The organism is Burkholderia sp. Ax-1719 (assembly GCF_011753055.1).
In the GTDB taxonomy this organism is placed as follows: Bacteria; Pseudomonadota; Gammaproteobacteria; order Burkholderiales; family Burkholderiaceae; genus Paraburkholderia.
Genome location: NZ_VWWJ01000008.1, coordinates 232,410 through 252,702 on the forward strand (window position 1 = coordinate 232,410; position 20,293 = coordinate 252,702).

The 20,293-nt window shown below is 63.0% G+C and carries 22 protein-coding genes and 1 other RNA gene; 6 read left to right on the plus strand and 17 right to left on the minus strand.

Annotated features, from left to right (window positions below):
- The first annotated feature begins 41 nt into the window (after window positions 1-41).
- The 3 genes from ruvA to F3J17_RS17420 all read left to right on the plus strand — a co-directional run bounded on the left by ruvA (window position 42) and on the right by F3J17_RS17420 (window position 2,821).
- Complete coding sequence (gene ruvA, locus F3J17_RS17410) at window positions 42-623, plus strand: Holliday junction branch migration protein RuvA (protein WP_167061094.1); 582 nt, start codon at window positions 42-44, stop codon at window positions 621-623.
- Window positions 624-767: 144 nt separating this feature from the next.
- Window positions 768-1,853, plus strand: coding sequence for a Holliday junction branch migration DNA helicase RuvB (gene ruvB, locus F3J17_RS17415; protein ID WP_167061097.1), 1,086 nt, complete (start codon window positions 768-770; stop codon window positions 1,851-1,853).
- A gap of 101 nt (window positions 1,854-1,954) precedes the next feature.
- Window positions 1,955-2,821 (plus strand): oxygenase MpaB family protein, encoded by an 867-nt coding sequence (locus F3J17_RS17420; protein WP_240161035.1) that lies wholly within the window; start codon window positions 1,955-1,957, stop codon window positions 2,819-2,821.
- 71 nt (window positions 2,822-2,892) lie between these two features.
- Here F3J17_RS17420 and F3J17_RS17425 read toward each other — a convergent pair whose 3' ends face one another.
- From F3J17_RS17425 to F3J17_RS17450, 6 genes are all read right to left on the minus strand, one after another.
- Window positions 2,893-4,038 (minus strand): branched-chain amino acid ABC transporter substrate-binding protein, encoded by a 1,146-nt coding sequence (locus F3J17_RS17425; RefSeq protein WP_167061102.1) that lies wholly within the window; start codon window positions 4,036-4,038, stop codon window positions 2,893-2,895.
- A gap of 331 nt (window positions 4,039-4,369) precedes the next feature.
- Window positions 4,370-5,053, minus strand: a complete 684-nt coding sequence (locus tag F3J17_RS17430) for a histidine phosphatase family protein (protein WP_167061105.1) — start codon at window positions 5,051-5,053, stop codon at window positions 4,370-4,372.
- A gap of 15 nt (window positions 5,054-5,068) precedes the next feature.
- Complete coding sequence (dtd, locus tag F3J17_RS17435; protein ID WP_167061107.1) at window positions 5,069-5,539, minus strand: D-aminoacyl-tRNA deacylase; 471 nt, start codon at window positions 5,537-5,539, stop codon at window positions 5,069-5,071.
- A complete protein-coding gene (gene tyrS / locus F3J17_RS17440; RefSeq protein WP_167061110.1) occupies window positions 5,536-6,792 on the minus strand; it encodes a tyrosine--tRNA ligase in 1,257 nt (418 codons plus the stop codon). The genes dtd and tyrS overlap by 4 nt, the downstream gene beginning before the upstream one ends.
- 148 nt (window positions 6,793-6,940) lie before the next feature.
- Complete coding sequence (locus F3J17_RS17445; protein WP_167061206.1) at window positions 6,941-7,240, minus strand: HigA family addiction module antitoxin; 300 nt, start codon at window positions 7,238-7,240, stop codon at window positions 6,941-6,943.
- Between the two features lie 42 nt (window positions 7,241-7,282).
- Entirely contained in the window at window positions 7,283-7,561 is a 279-nt protein-coding gene (locus tag F3J17_RS17450) for a type II toxin-antitoxin system RelE/ParE family toxin (protein ID WP_167061113.1), read from the minus strand.
- 288 nt (window positions 7,562-7,849) lie between these two features.
- Here F3J17_RS17450 and F3J17_RS17455 point away from each other — a divergent pair, with 288 nt between their 5' ends.
- Complete coding sequence (locus tag F3J17_RS17455; RefSeq protein ID WP_167061115.1) at window positions 7,850-9,007, plus strand: anhydro-N-acetylmuramic acid kinase; 1,158 nt, start codon at window positions 7,850-7,852, stop codon at window positions 9,005-9,007.
- A gap of 82 nt (window positions 9,008-9,089) precedes the next feature.
- Here the strand turns inward: F3J17_RS17455 and erpA are convergent, their stop codons facing one another.
- From erpA to rplM, 3 genes are all read right to left on the minus strand, one after another.
- Window positions 9,090-9,455: an iron-sulfur cluster insertion protein ErpA gene (erpA, locus tag F3J17_RS17460; protein ID WP_027816867.1), complete on the minus strand. Its 366-nt coding sequence runs from the start codon at window positions 9,453-9,455 to the stop codon at window positions 9,090-9,092.
- A 230-nt stretch (window positions 9,456-9,685) separates the two neighbouring features.
- Window positions 9,686-10,078, minus strand: coding sequence for a 30S ribosomal protein S9 (gene rpsI, locus F3J17_RS17465; RefSeq protein ID WP_167061118.1), 393 nt, complete (start codon window positions 10,076-10,078; stop codon window positions 9,686-9,688).
- Window positions 10,079-10,089: 11 nt separating this feature from the next.
- Window positions 10,090-10,518: a 50S ribosomal protein L13 gene (rplM, locus tag F3J17_RS17470; protein ID WP_065065130.1), complete on the minus strand. Its 429-nt coding sequence runs from the start codon at window positions 10,516-10,518 to the stop codon at window positions 10,090-10,092.
- Between the two features lie 658 nt (window positions 10,519-11,176).
- Between rplM and F3J17_RS17475 the strand changes: the two genes are divergently transcribed.
- Window positions 11,177-11,599, plus strand: a complete 423-nt coding sequence (locus F3J17_RS17475) for an OsmC family protein (RefSeq protein ID WP_167061121.1) — start codon at window positions 11,177-11,179, stop codon at window positions 11,597-11,599.
- A gap of 69 nt (window positions 11,600-11,668) precedes the next feature.
- On the opposite strand, the gene rnpB is transcribed toward F3J17_RS17475, so the two are convergent.
- The 3 genes from rnpB to pyrC all read right to left on the minus strand — a co-directional run bounded on the left by rnpB (window position 11,669) and on the right by pyrC (window position 14,076).
- Window positions 11,669-12,079, minus strand: an RNA gene (gene rnpB / locus F3J17_RS17480) — RNase P RNA component class A.
- A 24-nt stretch (window positions 12,080-12,103) separates the two neighbouring features.
- Entirely contained in the window at window positions 12,104-12,958 is an 855-nt protein-coding gene (locus tag F3J17_RS17485; RefSeq protein ID WP_345891213.1) for a DUF3025 domain-containing protein, read from the minus strand.
- Window positions 12,959-13,020: 62 nt separating this feature from the next.
- Window positions 13,021-14,076: a dihydroorotase gene (pyrC, locus tag F3J17_RS17490; RefSeq protein WP_167061123.1), complete on the minus strand. Its 1,056-nt coding sequence runs from the start codon at window positions 14,074-14,076 to the stop codon at window positions 13,021-13,023.
- A 306-nt stretch (window positions 14,077-14,382) separates the two neighbouring features.
- Between pyrC and F3J17_RS17495 the strand changes: the two genes are divergently transcribed.
- On the plus strand, window positions 14,383-15,312 hold the full coding sequence (locus F3J17_RS17495) for a class II glutamine amidotransferase (RefSeq protein ID WP_167061126.1): 930 nt from the start codon (window positions 14,383-14,385) through the stop codon (window positions 15,310-15,312).
- A gap of 76 nt (window positions 15,313-15,388) precedes the next feature.
- On the opposite strand, the gene F3J17_RS17500 is transcribed toward F3J17_RS17495, so the two are convergent.
- From F3J17_RS17500 to F3J17_RS17520, 5 genes are all read right to left on the minus strand, one after another.
- Window positions 15,389-16,114, minus strand: a complete 726-nt coding sequence (locus F3J17_RS17500; RefSeq protein WP_167061129.1) for an amino acid ABC transporter ATP-binding protein — start codon at window positions 16,112-16,114, stop codon at window positions 15,389-15,391.
- Window positions 16,111-16,788, minus strand: coding sequence for a glutamate/aspartate ABC transporter permease GltK (gltK, locus tag F3J17_RS17505; protein ID WP_167061131.1), 678 nt, complete (start codon window positions 16,786-16,788; stop codon window positions 16,111-16,113). The genes F3J17_RS17500 and gltK overlap by 4 nt, the downstream gene beginning before the upstream one ends.
- Window positions 16,788-17,528: an amino acid ABC transporter permease gene (locus tag F3J17_RS17510; RefSeq protein WP_167061133.1), complete on the minus strand. Its 741-nt coding sequence runs from the start codon at window positions 17,526-17,528 to the stop codon at window positions 16,788-16,790. Before F3J17_RS17510 ends, gltK begins: the two co-directional genes overlap by 1 nt.
- A gap of 95 nt (window positions 17,529-17,623) precedes the next feature.
- Window positions 17,624-18,517 (minus strand): glutamate/aspartate ABC transporter substrate-binding protein, encoded by an 894-nt coding sequence (locus tag F3J17_RS17515; RefSeq protein ID WP_167061135.1) that lies wholly within the window; start codon window positions 18,515-18,517, stop codon window positions 17,624-17,626.
- A gap of 275 nt (window positions 18,518-18,792) precedes the next feature.
- A complete protein-coding gene (locus F3J17_RS17520) occupies window positions 18,793-20,091 on the minus strand; it encodes a Glu/Leu/Phe/Val dehydrogenase (RefSeq protein ID WP_167061137.1) in 1,299 nt (432 codons plus the stop codon).
- Window positions 20,092-20,293: the final 202 nt, after the last annotated feature.

Genomic DNA, 20,293 nt, shown 5'->3' on the forward strand with positions numbered 1-20,293 from the left:
CTGCGCTACACTCTCCGCTTTCTCATTTCGTTGAAGCTGCCATGATCGGTCGCATTGCCGGCGTATTGCTGGAAAAGAACCCGCCGCACCTGCTCATCGACTGCAACGGCGTCGGTTACGAAGTCGACGTGCCGATGAGCACGTTCTACAACCTGCCCGGCTGCGGCGAGCGCGTCGTGCTGCTCACGCAGATGATCGTGCGCGAGGACGCGCATCTGCTGTTCGGTTTCGCCACCATCGAAGAACGCGCGACGTTCCGCGAGCTGCTCAAGATCACCGGCATCGGCGCACGCATGGCGCTGGCGATCCTCTCGGGCATGAGCGTGGGCGATCTCTCGCAGGCCATCACGATGCAGGATTCGGCGCGCCTCACGCGCGTGCCGGGCATCGGCAAGAAGACGGCCGAGCGTCTGCTGCTCGAACTCAAGGGCAAGCTCGGGGCGGATCTGGGCGCGATGGCCGCGGCCGCGTCGCCTTCGGATCACGCGAACGACATTCTCAATGCGCTGCTCGCGCTGGGTTATTCGGAGAAAGAAGCGCTCGCCGCCATCAAGAACGTGCCGGCCGGCACGGGCGTTTCCGATGGCATCAAGGCTGCGCTGAAGGCACTGTCCAAAGCGTAATTTGTACGCGAATGACTGGGCGCGAACGCTACGCGCCTGGTGCATTCGCGCATTGTCTGGCTGTTAGTTGCAACGGCTTTCAGCCCCACTCGCGCGGCTGGAAACGCGGCGTCCTGCGCGCCAGGTGCGCGGTACAATCGCTGCATGATCGAAACCGACAAACTCGCCGCGAATCGCGCATCGGACGCCGCCCCCAGCCGCGTCATTGCGCCCACGCCCGCCTCGTCCGGCGAAGAAGCGTTCGAGCGCGCCTTGCGGCCGCGCCAGCTCGACGAATACGTCGGCCAGGAAAAGGTGCGCGGCCAGCTCGAAATCTTTATCGAAGCCGCCAAACGCCGCTCCGAACCGCTCGACCACGTGCTGCTGTTCGGCCCGCCGGGTCTGGGCAAGACCACGCTTGCGCACATCATCGCGCGCGAAATGGGGGTCAGCCTGCGGCAGACGTCGGGCCCCGTGCTCGAACGCGCGGGCGATCTCGCCGCGCTGCTCACCAATCTCGAAGCCAACGACGTGCTGTTCATCGACGAAATCCATCGGCTTTCGCCGGTCGTCGAGGAAATCCTGTACCCGGCGCTTGAGGATTATCAGATCGACATCATGATCGGCGAAGGGCCGGCTGCGCGCAGCGTGAAGCTCGATCTGCAGCCGTTCACGCTGGTCGGCGCGACCACCCGCGCGGGCATGCTCACCAACCCGCTGCGCGACCGCTTCGGCATCGTGTCGCGGCTGGAGTTCTACAACGCGGGCGAACTCTCGCGCATCGTGCAACGCTCCGCGGCGCTGCTGGGCGCGCAGATCGACCCGCACGGCGCGCTGGAAATCGCGCGTCGTTCGCGCGGCACGCCGCGTATCGCCAACCGCCTGCTGCGCCGCGTGCGCGATTACGCCGAAGTGAAAGCCGACGGCAACATCACCGCACAAGTGGCCGATGCCGCGCTGCGCATGCTCGACGTCGATCCGGTCGGCTTCGATCTGATGGACCGCAAGCTGCTCGAAGCGATCCTGTACAAGTTCGACGGCGGCCCGGTGGGCGTCGATAACCTCGCCGCCGCGATCGGCGAAGAGCGCGACACCATCGAAGACGTGCTGGAGCCGTATCTGATCCAGCAGGGCTTCCTGCAGCGCACGCCGCGCGGCCGCGTGGCCACGCAGATGACCTACCGCCACTTCGGCCTCACCGTCCCCGACGACGCCTCCAAGGGCGGCGACTGGGACCCGAACGAGGCGTAAGCCGCAGCGCGGGCACAGCCATCATGTCCGATCACGCAGGCCGCCGCCACGACGCGCCCGAGCCGAAAGGTTTCGCGGCCCAGTTCGCGCAGCGCCTGCGCATGACGCTCGCCGAAAGCATCACGCACCTCACCACGGGCAGCGGCCCGAAGCTCGACTATTCGAATCCGCCGGGCGACCCGGGCCTGTTCGGGCCTGATGCGATCTGCTGGAAAGTTCACGCCGATTTCGCGGGGATGATGGCGGGCGGCATCAGCGCGTTGCTGCTCCAGGCGCTGCATCCGCTGGCGCTCGCGGGCGTGTGGGACCATTCGACCTTCCGCACCGATATTCTCGGCCGCTTGCGCCGCACCGCGACCTTCATCGCGGGCACGACTTACGGCAGCCGCGCCGATGCGCTCGCGCTGATCGAGCGCGTGAAAACCATCCACGAGAGCGTGACGGGCGCCGCGCCCGATGGCCGTCCATATCGCGCGAGCGATCCGGCCTTGCTCACGTGGGTTCACGTCGCCGAAGTGTCGAGCTTTCTGGCCGCGTATCTGCGCTACGTGAATCCGTCGCTGCCGGGCACGTTACAGGACCAGTACTACGCCGAAGTCGCGCAGATCGCCCAGTTGCTCGGCGCGACCAGCGTGCCGCGCTCGCGCGCCGAAATCGCCGCTTACCTGCAGGCGATGCAGCCCGAACTGGTCGCCAGCGACCGCACCCGTGAAGTCGTGCGCGTGCTGATGGAAGCGCCTGCGCCACGCCCCGCCATGCGCCCCGCCGGTGCGCTGATGCGCCAGGCGGGCATCGACCTGTTGCCGCCGTTCGCGCAGGCGATGCTCGGCTTCGATCGCTTCGCGCTCGCACGTCGCAGTGTGGTGCAGCCCGGCATGCGCGCGGTTGCGCCGGTGCTGCGCTGGGCGCTGGTCAATGGCGTATCGAAACGCGCACGCCGCCGCGCCGCCATGCCGCCCTCCAAATGAAGCAGCGATAAAAAAACGGCCAGCCGCTTGCGCGCGCTGGCCGTCTGGTTTGCAGCGTCGATGGACGCTGCTTACATCTTCACCACGTCGAGCAGCGACTTCTTGCCCGCCTTGTAGTTGTAGAGCGAGATCACGCCGTGCTTGAGATCGCCCTTCGAATCGAACACCGTTTCGCCGATCACGCCCTTGTAGTCGGTGCTCGGGATTTCGGCGAGCACCTTCGCGTGGTCGGTCGAGTTCGCGCGCTTCATCGCATCGACGACGATGTACACGGCGTCATAGGTGAACGGCGCATCGAATTCGACCGGATGGCCAAAGCGCTTCGTGTACTTCGCGGAGAACGCCGCGCCGCCGTCCATACGTTCGAGCGCCATGCCAGCCTGCGAGCAGACGATATTGTCCGATGCCGTGCCCGCGAGCTGCGCGAGGCTTTCCGTGCAGACGCCGTCGCCCGCCAGCACCTTGGCGCGCAGGCCCAGCTGCTTCGCCTGCTTGGCGAACGGACCGCCGGTGGCGTCCATGCCGCCGTACATGATCGCGTCGGGGTTTTCGCCCTTGATCTTGGTGAGAATCGCGCGGAAATCGACGGCCTTGTCGTTGGTCGCGTCGTGCGAGACGACCTTCAGGCCGAGCGACTTCGCGGTCTTTTCGAATTCGTTCGCGAGGCCCTGACCGTAAGCGGTCGAGTCGTCGACCACGGCAACGGTCTTCACGTTCAGGCTCTTTGCCGCGTAGTTCGCGAGCGCCGGGCCTTGCTGCGCATCGGTCGCGACGACGCGATACGTCGTCTTGAAGTTCTGCTGCGTGTACGACGGATTCGTCGACGACGGCGAAATCTGCACGATGCCCGCATCGCTATAGATCTTCGAAGCCGGAATCGACGCGCCCGAATTCAGATGGCCGATCACCGCCACGACCTTGTCGTCGACGAGCTTCTGCGCGACCTGGGTCGCCTGGCGCGGGTCAGCGGCGTCGTCCTGCGCGTCGAGCGCGAGCGTGACCTTCTGGCCGTTGATCGTGAGGCCCTTCGCGTTGATTTCTTCGACGGCGAGGCGCGCGCCGTTTTCGTTGTCCTTGCCGAGGTGGGCCGAACCGCCCGTGAGCGGACCGACATGACCGATCTTGACGACCTGATCCGCGGACGCATTCGCGCACATCGCGCCGAACGCCAGCACGGCGGCGCTCACCGGCAACAGCTTGTGAAGCTTGAACGTCATTGAAAATCTCCTGCGTTTTTCTGTTACTCGTTCTGGAAACAGCTTTTTCGTTCTGCAACCCGAGGCTTCGTCACACCGCAAGCGCATGGTGCGCGCGCGTTCCTCTTCAACGCGCGGCCGGCGCACGCAGACGTCGAGAGTCGCTGCGAGGCCCCACCGGCGCGGCAAAGCGCAAAGGTCGGAGGAATGGTAGCAGGCAGGTTCGTTTGGCGGCTAGCAGTTGTGGCGCCGAAAACGTTGTGTGAGCAAACAGCAGGAAGGAGCTTGACGCGCGCGCCGGTCCCGGCATGGAACGCAGCGCGCGGCTAGATGGGGGTGAAACTACGGCGTGTTATCGGCCCGGTTCGGGCGTGCGCTTGAGGCCATCGTCGGCGCTTGCGGAAGGCAGATGCGAGACATCGCCCCAGGAGATCACGCGCGCTGTCATGTGCGAACCATCGCGCTCGACATCGACCACGTTCACGCTCGTGTTGAGCAGCGGCCACGCACGCGGTGCGCCAAGATCAATGCCGTTGGCGAAGCGGTAGATGCAATCGAGCACGCCGCCGTGCGCCACGCACGCGATGCGCCCTTCGGGATGCTTCGCGAGAATCGGCTCCAGCGCATGCAGCACGCGGTGATAAAGCTCGCGTTGCGATTCGCCTTCGGGCGGCGCAAAGCCAGGATCGCGCGTTTGCCAATGCGCGTATTCGTCGGGAAAGCGTTCGGCGATCTGGTCGCTGTCGTGCCCCTGGAACGCGCCATAGTTGCGCTCGCGCAAGCCTTCGGTGAGTTGAACCGTGAGACCCAACGCCTGCGCGATGGGCTGCGCAGTTTGTTGCGCGCGCATCAGATCGCTCGACCAGATTGCATCGAGCCGTGCGCCTTCCTGCGCTTCACGCCTGAAACGCGCCCCCAGCAATGCGGCCTGTTCGACGCCGCTCGTTGCGAGCGGAATGTCGATATGCCCCTGGATCCGCTTGATGCGGTTCCAGTCGGTTTCGCCGTGGCGGATGAAGAGAATCTGCGTCGTCATGAATGCTCGCCTCGGTCAGTTACGCACTTGCAGCCAGAACGTGACGGGCCCGTCGTTGACGAGCGACACCTGCATGTCCGCGCCGAATTCACCGGTCCCGACCGTGGGATGCTTCGCCCGTGCGGCGGCGACGAAGTAGTCGAACAGGCGTCGCCCTTCGTCGGGCGGCGCGGCCGGCGTGAAGCTCGGGCGCAGGCCGCTGTTGGTATCGGCCGCCAGCGTGAACTGCGACACCAGCAGCAAGCCGCCCGGCGTGCCGTTGCCGTCGATGTTCTGCACCGGCAGATTCATCTTGCCCGCCGCGTCGCTGAACACGCGATAGCCGAGCAGCTTGGCGAGGAGCTTGTCGGCGTTCGCTTCGGTGTCGCCGCGCTCCGCGCAGACGAGCGCGAGCAGCCCCTGGCCAATCTCGCCCGTCACGCGGTGCGTATCACCGTCGCGCACGCGCACGTCGGCGCGCAGCACGCGCTGGATCAGCGCGATCATGCGGTGAGCGTGACGCGCGCGAAGCGACGCTTGCCAACCTGCACGATGAACTCGCCCGCTTCGACCTTCAGGCCCTTGTCGGACACGGTGGCGCCGTCGATCTTCACGCCGCCCTGCTCGATATTGCGCAGCGCTTCGCTGGTCGACGGCACGAGGCCGGCTTGCTTGAGCAACTGGCCGATCGCGAGCGGCGCGCCCGCCAGCGTGACCGCCGGGATATCGTCCGGCACGCCGCCCTTGGCGCGGTGGTTGAAGTCTTCGAGCGCGCGTTCGGCGTCGATCTGCGAGTGGAAGCGCGCGACGATTTCCTGCGCGAGCAGCACCTTGAAATCACGCGGATTGCGGCCCGCTTCGATCTCACGCTTGAAGCCTTCGATCTCGTCCAGCGGACGGAACGACAGCAGCGTGAAATAACGCCACATCAGCGTGTCCGAAATCGACATCAGCTTGCCGAACATATCGTTGGGCTTTTCGCTGATGCCGACGTAGTTGTTCTTCGACTTCGACATCTTTTCGACGCCGTCGAGGCCTTCGAGCAGCGGCATCGTCAAGATGCACTGCTGTTCCTGGCCGTACTGCTTCTGCAGTTCGCGCCCGACCAGCAGGTTGAACTTCTGGTCCGTGCCGCCGAGTTCCAGATCCGCATTGAGCGCGACCGAGTCGTAACCCTGCATCAGCGGATAGAGGAATTCGTGGATCGAGATAGGCACGCCGCCCTGGAAGCGCTTGGTGAAATCCTCGCGCTCCAGAATGCGCGCGACCGTGTAGCGCGACGCCAGCTTGATCATGCCGTCGGCGCCGAGCGGCATCGACCATTCGCTGTTGTAGCGGATTTCGGTCTTTTCGCGATCGAGCACCAGTGCGGCTTGTTCGAAGTACGTCCTGGCGTTCGATTCGATCTGTTCGCGCGTGAGCGGCGGACGCGTGGCGTTACGGCCCGACGGGTCGCCGATCAGCGAGGTGAAGTCGCCAATCAGGAAGATCACGTTGTGGCCGAGATCCTGAAGCTGGCGCATCTTGTTGAGCACGACCGTGTGGCCGATATGGATGTCGGGCGCGGTCGGATCGAGGCCCAGCTTGATGCGCAGCGGCTTGCCAGTGGCGGCGCTCTTCGCGAGCTTTTGCTGGAATTCTTCTTCGATCAGCAGTTCGTCCACGCCGCGCTTCGTGACGGCAAGCGCGTGACGAACTTCGTCGGTGACCGGAAAGGCGTCTTTTGCGCCGCTGCTGTTGGGAGTGGAGTCGGTGCTCATGCTTCGATCGGTTCGATGTCGTTAAGTCGGTGTCTAGACCGGGATTTTACGTGATTCGACACGCCGGGCCGAGGTTTGGGGGAGTTTGCGTGCGCGGGGTTGCCGATGCGTGCTAATTACCGCGCTCAAGGACGCACCCAAGGCACACTCAAGGCCGAACAGCGGGCTCCACGCGCGGCATGCCTTTAGCGCGCACCTGCCAGAGGTCGTAGGCGGCCTGCTGCGCGAGCCAGAGATCGGCTCGCGCGCCGTTTTCCGCGCCTAGCCACTGTTCGAGCCGCAGCGCCATTTCCGGCGAAATGCCGGCGCGTCCATTGAGCACGCGCGACAACGCCACACGCGTGACGCCTAGCTGAGCCGCGGCATCGGTCACCGTCAGGCCGAGTTCGGGAAGAATGTCTTCGCGCAGCGTCTCGCCCGGATGCGGCGGATTGTGCATACGGATCACGCCGCGGGTTTCGTTGGTTTCCTTCATCGTCCTCGCCCCTTTTCAGTGGTAGTCGTGGTAATCGACCAGCAGCGCATCGCCGCGCTCGAACAGGAACGTCAGCCGCCAGTTGGCGTTCACGCTGACCGCGTGATGGCCGTGGAGACTGCCTTCCAGCGCGTGGCAACGCCAGCCGACGACGTTCATGTCGTCCGGCGTCTGCGCCTCGTCGAGCCGCGCCAATTGACGCCGCAAGCGCGGTACGTGATCGGGCCGAATGCCCGCCTTGTTGCCTGTGAAGAAGAAATCCCGCAGGCCTTTGTGCTTCCACGACTTGATCATGGTTCCCCGGATGGTGCGGATAGTGCGGTTGGATGAAAGGCCGCAGTGCATCCGGGTGTGTATAGCGTATCGCCTCACTATACAAATCGACGCAATCCAGGTCAATCACAGCCGGTGCATCGATTGATCCCGCTCAAACGTCTCGCCCCGAAATGCCCACGAGCCATGCTCATCAGCTTCCCATTCCACACCGCGCGCCACAACTGACCGTTCGGCTTACGCCGAACAGCCATTGCCCCGATAATCACCTTCGACATCCCTTCCTCGCATTTACGACAGGAGCACAACGTGGCGGCACGCGACGCACAGAAAGATGAGAGCGCACACCCGGGCGATGGCGTGTATTTCGGTCTGATGTCCGGCACCAGCATGGATGGCGTGGACGGCATCGCCGTGCGTTTCGAGCAGGGTCAGCGGCCGGTCGTGCTGGCCGAGGCGTTCGTCGGCTTTGCGCAGGGCTTGCGCGAGGCGCTCTTCTCGCTGCAGCAACCCGGCGAAAACGAAATCGAGCGCGCCTGCCTCGCGGGCAATGCCCTCGCCGCGCGCTACGCGGTCTGCTGCCACGAGTTGCTGCGCGCCGGCAATCTGTCCGCCGATGAAGTCCGCGCGATTGGCGCGCATGGCCAGACCATCCGCCATCGGCCCGAAAAGGGCTTCACGGTGCAGATCCAGAATCCCGCGCTGCTCGCCGAACTCGCACACATCGACGTGATCGCCGATTTCCGCAGCCGCGACGTGGCCTCGGGCGGCCAGGGCGCGCCGCTCGTGCCGGCGTTTCACGCGACGATTTTCGGCTCGCAGGAAGAGACACGCGTGGTCTGCAATCTGGGCGGCATCAGCAATATCACGGTTTTGAGCGCCACTGGCGCGGTGCGCGGTTTCGATTGCGGCCCAGCCAACGCCCTGCTCGATCTCTGGGCCGAGCGCCATCTGGGCAAGCCTTACGACGAGAACGGCCATTTCGCCGCGAGCGGCAATCTGCATCAACCGCTGCTGAACGTACTGCTCGACGAACCGTTCTTCGAGCAGCAGCCGCCCAAGAGCACGGGGCGCGATCTGTTCAACGCGCAATGGCTCGACGACAAGCTCAAGGGTTTCGAATCGCTCACGCCGGCCGATGTGCAGGCCACGCTCGTCGCCTTGACGGCGGTCAGCGTTGCCCGCGAAATCGAGCGTCATGCAGGTGACTGCCGCGCGGTCTATGTGTGCGGCGGTGGTGCGCGCAATCCCGCGCTGATGGAAGCGCTGCAGAAGGCGCTGGAAACGGGCGGCGTGGCAGGCGTGCCGGTCATGACGACCGAGGCGCTGGGCGTGCCGCCACAGCAAGTCGAGCCGCTCGCCTTTGCCTGGCTGGCGATGCGCTGCGTGGCGCGCGAGCCGGGCAATCTTCCGGCTGTCACGGGCGCGGCGGGCGAACGCGTGCTCGGCGCGATCTATCCGCGCTGACTCTGAATCGCTTCAATTTAAGCGAAGTACAAATGAAAAACGGGGCCGAAGCCCCGTTTTTTGTTACCGCTTGCCGGTTCGATCAGACCGAGAACGACGAGCCGCAACCGCAGGTGGTCGAGGCGTTCGGGTTCTTGATGACGAACTGCGCGCCATTTAGATCGTCCTTGTAGTCGATCTCAGCGCCGACGAGGTACTGGTAGCTCATCGAGTCGATCAGCAGATCGACGCCGTTCTTGGTCATCACGGTGTCGTCTTCGTTGACGGTCTCGTCAAACGTAAAACCGTACTGGAAGCCCGAGCAGCCGCCGCCTTGCACGAACACGCGCAGCTTCAGCTCCGGGTTGCCTTCCTCGTCGATCAGTTGCTTGACCTTGTCAGCCGCTGCGTCGGTAAAAACGAAGGGACCGGGCATTTCAGTCACGGGGGTCTCGGTGACAGCGTTCATTCGAACTCTCCAAAAAAGCTTCTAGCCGCTATTGTAGGGCTGTTCCTGAGATCGTGCTTAAGCCCAGGAAATCAAGGGTTTCTCGCCACTTGTTTGACTCACATCTTAAATATAAGTCAAACAAGTGGCGCTTCTCATAAACGAAAAAACCGCCTGGCGCATTCCTGCGCGAGGCGGTTTTGCAGCAGCCATGTGCTTCCGCGAAGAGCACATGAACCACAAAGCGCAAATTAACGCTTCGAGAACTGCTTGCGGCGACGTGCCTTGTGGAAACCGACCTTCTTACGTTCCACTTCACGTGCGTCACGCGTAACGAAGCCAGCCTTCGACAGTTCCGGCTTCAGCGTTGCGTCGTAGTCCATCAGCGCGCGCGTGATGCCGTGGCGAACTGCACCAGCCTGGCCGGTTTCGCCGCCGCCGTTCACGTTCACCTTGATGTCGAACGTTGCGCCGTGGTTCGTGAGTTCCAGCGGTTGACGCACGATCATCAGCGACGTTTCGCGCGAGAAGTAGTCGGCGATAGGCTTGCCGTTGACGATGATGTCGCCCTTGCCAGCCTTGATGAAGACACGTGCGACTGCGCTCTTGCGGCGGCCCGTACCGTAATTCCAGTTACCGATCATGTGGGCTCCCCTTAGATCTCGAGCGCCTTCGGCTGTTGAGCCGAGTGCGGATGCGTTGCGTCTGCGTAGACCTTGAGCTTCTTGATCATCGCGTAGCCCAGGGGGCCCTTCGGCAGCATGCCCTTGACAGCCTTCTCGAGCGCGCGGCCCGGGAAGCGTTCTTGCATCTTGCCAAACGTCGTTTCGTAGATACCGCCCGGGTAGCCCGAGTGACGGTAGTACTTCTTGTCGGTCGTTTTATTGCCCGTGACCTTCAGCTTGCCGGCGTTAATGATGACGATGAAATCACCAGTGTCGACGTGCGGAGTGAACTCAGGCTTGTGCTTGCCGCGAAGACGGCGCGCCACTTCGCTGGCGACACGGCCGAGAACCTTATCCGTCGCGTCAATCACGTACCATTCGCGCTGCACTTCATGTGCCTTGGCGGAAAAAGTCTTCATGATCGATCCAAAAAATAACTTGTGCCCTGATTCGGTCCTGCTTGTGTGATGGCACTCGTTGGCGCCGGCGCAGGCTCTCCCTGGTCCGGATTGCCCCGCAGTGATGCGAAGCAATCGGCTTCCCCGCGGGCATGATGCGGGAAACCTAAGATTATAAAGGGAAATTTGGCGGAGCGTCAAAGTTTCTGTGCCGAAGGCGCTGGCCGGGGCAAAACGGACGCAAAACACACAGACGAAAAAAAGCCCAAGCGCGTTTGCTCGGGCTTAATCCACTCTTTGGAGGAGGGTGGAGGAGACATGCTGAGGTGTCGTGAAGCACGACAACCAATGGAGATAACTATACCGATCGACCTTGTGCGACGCAAGAGAATTCGCATTGTGAATACATAAACCATAATATGAAATTCATGCGCCAGATACGAATTCGAAAATTATGATTAAAAATCATCGTGTTAGCGAGAATGCAGGCTTTTCACGCTTCGCTCCGCTAGAGCGAAACCCCTAATTGCGGAAGGGAAATTCCCTTGCGATCGCGCTTTCGCGTCGCAACATTCAAGCGGAGCGCATGATCGGCATGCGCCATGTCCCCCCGGACATACCAGTACGACGCGGGCTACAATGCCCGCTGAATCGAGATAATTTGCGCAGGGGCAAACGCATGGAAGTCAAAGTAAGCTGGATGGGTCAGGATGGCATGGCATTCGCCGCCGAAACGGGCAGCGGCCATCTGGTCAACATGGACGGCGCCCCGGAAGGCGGCGGTCACAACCTCGCGCCGCGCCCGATGGAAATGGTGCTGCTCGGCACCGGCGGCTGCACGGCGTATGACGTGGTGCTGATCCTGAAGAAGAGCCGTCAGGAAGTGAGCGGCTGCAACGTCACGCTCAAGGCCGAACGCGCGAGCGAAGATCCCAAGGTCTTCACGAAGATCCACTTCCACTTCACCGTGACGGGCAAGAACCTCAACCCGGCCACAGTGGAACGCGCGATCAACCTGTCGCACGACAAGTACTGCTCGGCGTCGATCATGATCGGCAAGACTGCCGAAATCACGCATTCGTTCGAGATCGTCGCGGTTTAAAAGCGCCATCGGAAAAGAAAAAGCCGGCGCGGTTCTCGATGAACCGCGCCGGCTTTTTGCATGAATGAGCTGCAAAGCAGGCCGATAAGCCGGATTCTGTGCACGCGCCGCGTCCGAAGACGCGCCGCGCGTGGCAGCCATTCCTCTAGGCGCGCCATTGCTGACGCGCTCAAGCTTCCTACCCGCTGGCGTGACGGGGGCCCCGTCCTGCATCTCGAAGATGCTAGCCAGCCTACTTGGAATTGCTCCGGGTGGAGGTTACCGTGCCGTCTACGTCACCGCAGACGCGGTGCGCTCTTACCGCACCGTTTCACCCTTACCTGATCCCGACCGAAATCGGGCCATCGGCGGTCTGTTCTCTGTTGCCCTGTTCCGCGTGTCGCCACGGATGGCCGTTAGCCATCACCCTGCCCTGTGGAGTCCGGACTTTCCTCGCCCCCTCGACCGAAATCTCGGGGCCGCGACTGCCTGGCCTGCTTTGCGAGGCGCGATATTAGCACGCCTTCAGCGCGGGCGCTGACGCCGCCCGGCCCGGAACACCGATGTGTCGTCGTAGAACGCAGGATCTTCGTTGGCCGCCCACCAGCCCGGAATGCCCAGCACCGGCAGCGGCGCGAAGCTGCGGCCACTCAGCGTCGACTCGCCAATGAGCGTCGCGCTAACGTGTTCGTCGAGATACGCGTTGCGCTGCGCGCGCGGCCACGCGAAATACGCTTCAGGGACGTCGATCACCCACGCGTGCGCCGTACACGCCGCATAGGGCGCGATCAGCTTTTCGAGCAGCGCATGGCCGAACACGCGCACTTCGCATGCGACGTCCCACTGCGCGCGCCCCTCGACGAACAGCGCACGCCAGTCGAACTCGCGCAGCGCTTGCGTCAAAGCGGGATCGGCGCTGGCGAACAGCACGGCGTTTTCGTCGAACAGCGTGAGCGCGTCGCGCACGCCGCCGCGCGTTGGACCGACGCCCAGCACGTCGATGGCATCGGCCTGACGCGCGTTGAGCGCCGCCTTGATGCGCGGGAACGCGAACCAGTGCAGCGCATTGAAGAAGTCGTGCAGGTTGTGGCGCGTGGGCACGCCGCCCGTCGCGGCAATGTGACCTTCGTAGGACGCGCCTTCCGGCAGGTCGTCCTGCGCGATGAAGTGCAGCGCCTCGCCTCGACCGGTGCGATGACCGGCTTCGCGCGCATCGGTGTTCAGCTCTTCCAGATAGCGCGCGTAGCCCGCCAGCGCGGCCTGCTGCCAGCGGCGTCCGCGTGCTTCGTGCTGGGCGAACCACGGGTGCGCCCAGTCGATGTCGGCGAAATGGCCTTCGGGCAGGCTGCGGCGCAGCGGCTTGGGCGATTTTTGCAGGATCGATGCGCTCGCATCGATCGCATCAATCGCATCGATCTCCGCCCCGCCCCGCGGCGAAACGCTCAAACCAGCTTCCAGCCGATGGTTTCGCCGCCGCGCAGCGGCACGACCGGCACGCCGCCCGCTTCGATTTCCGTCGGCAGTTCCCAGTCTTCGCGGCGCAGCGTGACCGTATCGGCCGCGCGCGGCAGACCGTAGAAGTCTGCGCCAAAGAAGCTGGCGAAGCCTTCGAGCTTGTCGAGCGCGCCCGCGTTGTCGAACGCCTCGGCGTACAACTCCAGCGCGTGCAGCGCCGTGTAGCAGCCCGCGCAGCCGCAGGCGTGTTCCTTCAGGCCCTTTGCGTGCGGCGCGCTATCCGTGCCGAGGAAGAAGCGCGCATCACCCGACGTCGCCGCTTCGACCAGTGCGAGGCGGTGCGTTTCGCGCTTGAGCACCGGCAGACAGTAGTAATGCGGACGAATCCCGCCGAGGAAGATCGCGTTGCGGTTGTACAGCAGGTGATGCGCCGTGATGGTTGCGCCCAGCAGGCCGGGAGCGGCGTTATCGGCGCGGATGTAGTCGACGGCGTCCTTGGTCGTGATGTGCTCGAACACCACCTTCAGGCCCGGGAAATCGCGGCGCAGCGGCGTCATCACGCGGTCGATGAAGACCTTTTCGCGGTCGAACAGATCGATGTCGGGGCTCGTCACTTCGCCGTGCACGAGCAGCGGCATGCCCACTTCCTGCATCGCTTCCAGTGCCTTCGCGCACTTGCGGATGTCGGTCACGCCCGCGTCCGAATTGGTGGTCGCGCCCGCCGGATACAGCTTCACGCCATGCACGAAGCCGCTCGCCTTGGCGCGGCGGATTTCGTCGGCGGGCGTGTTGTCGGTCAGATAAAGCGTCATCAGCGGCTCGAACGTCATGCCCGCGGGCAGCGCCGCGAGAATGCGGTCACGGTACGCCGAGGCCATTTCGGTCGTGGTGACCGGCGGCTTCAGGTTCGGCATGATGATCGCGCGGCCGAACTGGCGCGCGGTGTGCGGCAGGACCGCTGCGAGCATCGCGCCGTCGCGCACGTGCAGGTGCCAGTCGTCGGGGCGGGCGAGCGTAAGAGTCGTGGGGGTGGAAGCGTTCATGGCTAGTCGGGTACGTGTCTGTTACGGGTGACGCGGGTGGATCGAGGGAATCCGGGGAACCAGGCATCGCGGCGATACCGCGTCACGCAGCGTGCGGGCGTCGCGCGCAAACGACAGCCGCATTTCCGCGATGTCGGCGCAAACGCCGTTCTGGCGCGCTTTCGCGCAGGACGGGAAAGCATCCGACAAATTTCGTATTGGCGCGTCGCAGGCCGGTGATATGCTTGGAAAATCATCATTGTACCGGGACATCAGGCCGATTCCGGCCCAGCTTCGCCGGCAGTAACACAGCATCAGATACGCGCCATGTGCCAACTTCTCGGAATGAACTGCGCCGCGCCGACGGACGTCACGTTCTCCTTCACCGGATTCGCGGCGCGCGGCGGCGCCACCGATCACCACGCCGACGGCTGGGGTATCGCGTTCTTCGAGGACAAGGCCTGCCGCCTCTTTATCGACAACGAGGCCTCGGCCCGCTCGCCCATCGCCGAGATGGTCAAGCGCTATCCGATCAAGTCGCGCAACACCATCGCGCATATCCGCAAGGCCACCCAGGGCAGCTGCTCGCTGGAAAATAGCCACCCATTCCAGCGCGAACTCTGGGGCCGCCACTGGATCTTCGCGCACAACGGCGATCTGCAGGACTTCAATCCGGTCATGACGGGCGTCTATCAGCCAGTGGGCACGACCGACAGCGAGCGCGCGTTCTGCCTGCTGCTGCAAGGTCTGCGCAAGGCGTTTCCGGGTTCGCAGCCGCCGCTCGACGAACTGTTCGCCGCGCTTGAGACGCTCACGCGCGAGATCACGCAGTTCGGCGTGTTCAATTTCCTGATGTCGAATGGTCAGGCGCTGTTCGCGCACTGCTCGACCCATCTGCACTATCTGGTGCGCCGCTGGCCGTTCTCGACCGCGCACCTGGTGGACGCCGACGTCTCCATCGACTTCGCGAAGTACACCACGCCTGAAGACCGCGTCGCGGTGATCGCCACCGCTCCGCTGACCGACAACGAAGTCTGGACCCGCTTCGCGCCCGGCGATCTGCTGATGTTCCAGCACGGCGAGGTCATCGCGCAGACCCGCGTGCCGGTGCCGCAGAAGGTGCTCGACAAGCTGAAGAACCCGTCGCTGGACGCGTCCGCCAGCGCGCCGCGCATTTCGCCGTGCCCTTCGTTGAACGTGCAACCGGGCGAAATCGACGCGGAAGCCGTCGAAACCCTGCAGACCTGGGGCGAATAAACCCACTGCCGCCAGAAACGAAAAAAGCCGCGCAAACCCCAAGGGCTGCGCGGCTTTTGCGTTATGGCTGCGTCGATCAGTGCAGGATCTTCGCGAGGAAGTCCTTTGCGCGATCCGACTTCGGATTGGCGAAGAAGTCATCCTTGCGGTCGTCTTCGACGATGGCGCCCTTGTCCATGAAGATCACGCGATGCGCAACCTTCTTCGCAAAGCCCATTTCGTGCGTCACGCACATCATGGTCATGCCTTCCTGCGCGAGTTCGACCATCACGTCGAGCACTTCGTTGATCATTTCCGGATCGAGCGCGGACGTCGGTTCGTCGAACAGCATCGCCACCGGGTCCATCGACAGCGCGCGCGCAATCGCCACGCGTTGCTGCTGACCGCCCGAAAGCTGGCCGGGATATTTGTCGGCGTGCGCGCGCAGGCCCACGCGATCGAGCAGCTTCAAGCCCTTTTGCGTGGCTTCGTCCTTGCTGCGGCCGAGCACCTTGATCTGCGCGAGCGTCAGATTTTCCGTGATCGACAGATGCGGGAACAGCTCGAAGTGCTGAAACACCATGCCCACTTTCGCGCGCAGCTTCGAGAGATTGGTGCGCTTGTCGCCCACCGACTGGCCGTTCACGAGGATCTCGCCCTGCTGGAACGGCTCGAGTCCGTTGACGGTCTTGATGAGCGTGGACTTGCCCGAGCCCGACGGCCCGCACACCACCACCACCTCGCCCTTCTTCACTTCCGTCGTGCAGTCGGTCAGTACCTGGAACTGGCCGTACCACTTCGAAACGTTCTTAATTGAAATCATCTTGCGACCTTTTTCTGAAGACCTTTCACAAGGCTCGACGCGATCACGCAGATCACGAAATAGCATGCGCCCGCGAACAGTACCATCTCGACCATCGTTCCGTCACGATCGCCAATGTTGGTGGCCGTGCGGAAGAAGTCGGCGAGACTGATCACGTACACGAGCGACGTGTCCTGAAAGAGCACGATGGCCTGCGTGAGGAGCAGCGGCACCATCGCGCGAAACGCCTGCGGCAGCACCACGTGCTGCATCGCCTGACCATACCGCATGCCCAGCGCGAACGACGCGTTGACCTGCCCGCGCGGCACCGCCTGAATGCCCGCGCGAATAATCTCGGAATAATACGCGGCCTCGAACAGCGAGAACGCGATCATCGCCGAAGCGAGACGAATGTCGATATCGGGCGACAGGCCCAGCAGATTCTGCAGCACCTGCGGCACGATCAGGAAGAACCACAGCAGGACCATCACCAGCGGGATCGAACGGAACACCGTGACATAGCCCTTGGCGAACCACTCCAGCGCCTTCACGCCCGACAGCCGCATCAGCGCGAGCAGCGTGCCCCACACAATTCCGACGACGATCGCGCAAACCGTGATCTTGAAGGTGACGATGGCGCCGGTCCACAGGGTAGGCAGTGCGCCCGGAATACCGCTCCAGTCGAAATGATGCATCACTTGCCTCCGATATAGCCGGGCAGCCGGGTCTTCGCTTCGACCCAGCGCATCAGCGCCATGACGACCACGTTGATGAGCACATAGGCGAGCGTGACCGAGATGAACGACTCATACGTTTGCGCCGTGTAGTCCACGAGCTGACGCGCCTGGGCGGACAGATCGAGCAGACCGATGGTGGACGCCACCGCTGAGTTCTTGAAGATGTTGAGAAACTCGGACGTCAGCGGCGGCACGATGATGCGGTACGCAACCGGCAGGAGTACGTAGCGATACGTCTGCCATTGCGTGAAGCCCATCGCCAGCCCGGCGGCACGCTGGCCGCGCGGCAAGGCGTTGATGCCCGAGCGCACCTGCTCGCACACGCGCGCGGCCGTGAAGAGGCCCAGACAGATCACCGACGCCGTGAAGAACTGGATGCCCGGCGGCAGTTGCTTGAACGCATTGCCAAGCGAAGGCGGCACGAGTTCCGGCAGCACGAAGTACCAGATGAAGAACTGCGCGATGAGCGGAATATTGCGGAAAATCGCCACGTAGACCGTGCCGACGCCCGCGAGGAAACGGTTCGGCACCGTGCGCAGCACGCCGAAGAACGAGCCGACGACAAGCGCGATCACCCACGCGCACAGCGACACCGACACCGTCACCCAGAGGCCCGAAATCAGCCAGCCCAGGTACGTGGTGGGTTCGCCCGTCGAGACCGGGCTGAGCAGAATGCCCCAGTTCCAGTGATAGGACATGAAGAGACTCCAACAAAAAGAACGGAAGAAGCGCCGCTTTTGCGTCCGCTTCTTCCGTCCTGTGTTACACGCTGATCAGGGGGTTGAGACCGGAATCAGTCGATAGCCTTGTCGTTCGGGCTCTTGTAGAGCGCCTTCATGTCGTCGCTTTCCGGGAAGTTCAGGTTGAGACCCTTCGGCGGAATCGGCGATTCGAACCACTTCTTGTAGATCGCGTCGGCTTCGCTCGACATTTCGACCTTGGCGATGGCGTCGTCGGCGACCTTCTTGAACTCGGGGTCGTTCTTGCGCAGCATGCAGCCGTACGCTTCACGCGATTGCGGCGTGCCGACGATCACGAAATCGCCCGGATTGTTCGACTTGGCGCGCTCGCCTGCGAGCAGCGCGTCGTCCATCATGAACGCCACGGCGCGGCCGGTGGACAGCGTCATGAACGACTCGCCATGATCCTTCGCGCTGATGATGTTCATGCCCAGGTTCTTGTCCTGGTTCATCTTGCGCAGCAGACGCTCGGAGGTCGTGCCCGCCGTTGTCACGACGGTCTTGCCCTTGAGATCCGCGAAATCCTTGATGCCCGAGTCTTTCTTCGTCATCAGGCGCGTGCCGATCACGAAGATCGTGTTCGTGAAGGCGGCCTGCTGCTGACGCTCGGCGTTATTCGTGGTCGAGCCGCATTCGATGTCGATCGTGCCGTTCTGCACGAGCGGAATACGGTTCTGCGAGGTGATCGGCACCATCTTGACCTTGAGGTTCGGCATGTTCAGCTTCTGCTTCACGGCCTCGACGATCTTGAGCGCGTAGTCCTGCGAATAGCCGATCACGTTCTGCTTGTCGTCATAGTACGAAAACGGAATCGACGATTCGCGGTGACCCAGCGAGATAACGCCCGTGTCCTTGATTTTTTTGAGCGTCCCCGAGTCCTGCGCGTGTGCACCGACGGCGACCAGTCCGAGGGTGGCGAGAACGAGCGCGGCCTTTTTGAATTTCATCTGTGATCTCCTTCTTGGCATGGATCGAGGGCAGTGTAGCAAAGTAATTTTATTGAAAGAATAAAGGCCGACCCTGGCGTTGCAAGCACGCACAACCTGCTTCAAAACCCGCTTCGAAGCAGGGTTGCACGCCGCATGAAGTCCCGCTTCGTCACGGCTTTTTCATCGTTTTTTCACAGTGCAAATGCAAAAACGGGCGGCCCCTTGTGGGGGCCGCCCGTCGGTTACGACTCAGCGCCGGCGGATGGCCGGCGATGCAATTTTTACCGCTTCGATCAGGGGTACAGGCCGCGCATTTCGCGCGCCATCAGGATGCGCTTACAAGCGACGATAAACGCTGCCGTACGCATCGACACGCCCTGCTCGCTCGACACTTGCCAGACCGCCGTGAACGCTTCGCGCATCACGCGCTCAAGACGCTCGTTGATTTCGCCTTCGGTCCAGAAGAAGCTGGAGAAGTCCTGCACCCACTCGAAGTACGAAACGGTCACGCCGCCCGCGTTCGCCACGACGTCAGGAATCACGAGGATGCCCTTGTCGTGCAGGATGTCGTCCGCTGCCGTCGTGGTCGGGCCGTTTGCGCCTTCGACGATGATCTTCGTGCGGATCTTGCCAGCGTTCTTTTCCGTGATCTGGTTTTCCAGTGCGGCCGGAATCAGGATGTCGGTTTCGATGGTCCAGAATTCGTCGTTGCTCAGCATGTCGGCGCCGGCGAAGCCCGCCACGCCGCCCGTCTTCGCAACGTGCTCGAGCAGCGCGTCAGCGTCGATACCGGTCGACTTGTAGATCGAACCCGTGTGGTCCTGCACCGTAACGAGCTTCGAGCCCGCTTCCTGGAACAGACGCGCAGCGATGCCGCCGACGTTACCGAAGCCCTGCACGGCGATGCGTGCGCCTTCGATCGACAGACCCTTGCGGCGAGCCGCTTCGCAACCGACCACGAACACGCCGCGGCCCGTAGCTTCGCGACGGCCGAGCGAGCCGCCCAGCGAGATCGGCTTGCCGGTCACGACGCCCGTCGACGTCTGGCCCTGGTTCATGGAGTACGTGTCCATCATCCACGCCATGATCTGCTCGTTCGTGTTGACGTCCGGCGCAGGAATGTCGGTGTTCGGTCCGATGATGATGCCGATTTCGCTGGTGTAACGGCGCGTCAGGCGCTCAAGTTCACCACGCGACAGCGTACGCGGATCGACGCGGATACCGCCTTTCGCACCGCCGTACGGCACGTTCACGGCAGCGTTCTTCACCGACATCCACGCCGACAGCGCCATCACTTCGGACAACGTAACGTCCTGGTGATAACGCACGCCGCCCTTGCCGGGACCGCGCGAAACGTTGTGCTGCACGCGATAGCCTTCGAAGTGCGCCACCGTGCCGTTATCGAGTTCGATCGGGCAATCGACAATCAGAATGCGCTTCGGACGCTTGAGCGTTTCGAGCCAGCGCGACAGCGAGCCGAGGTACGGCGCGACGCGATCCACCTGACGGAGATAGTTGCCCCACGGGCCGAGCGCGTCGGCGTGAAGGTAGGAAGGAACCGAAGACACAGCAGACTGCGATTGGGAAGACATGAACGCTCCAAGCGATCGAACAAGTGACGCCATTGTCAGAAAAGCGATTCACAAGCGCCAATGCCGTTTGCTCATCACGTTATGCTTTTCATGCATAACCTTGGAGAATTCGAAAGAACGTGTCGCGGATATCCAGTAACGGCGGGCGTTTGCGGGAGCGACGATGGCGCGTCAACATGACGCAATGATTGTTTCAAGGCGC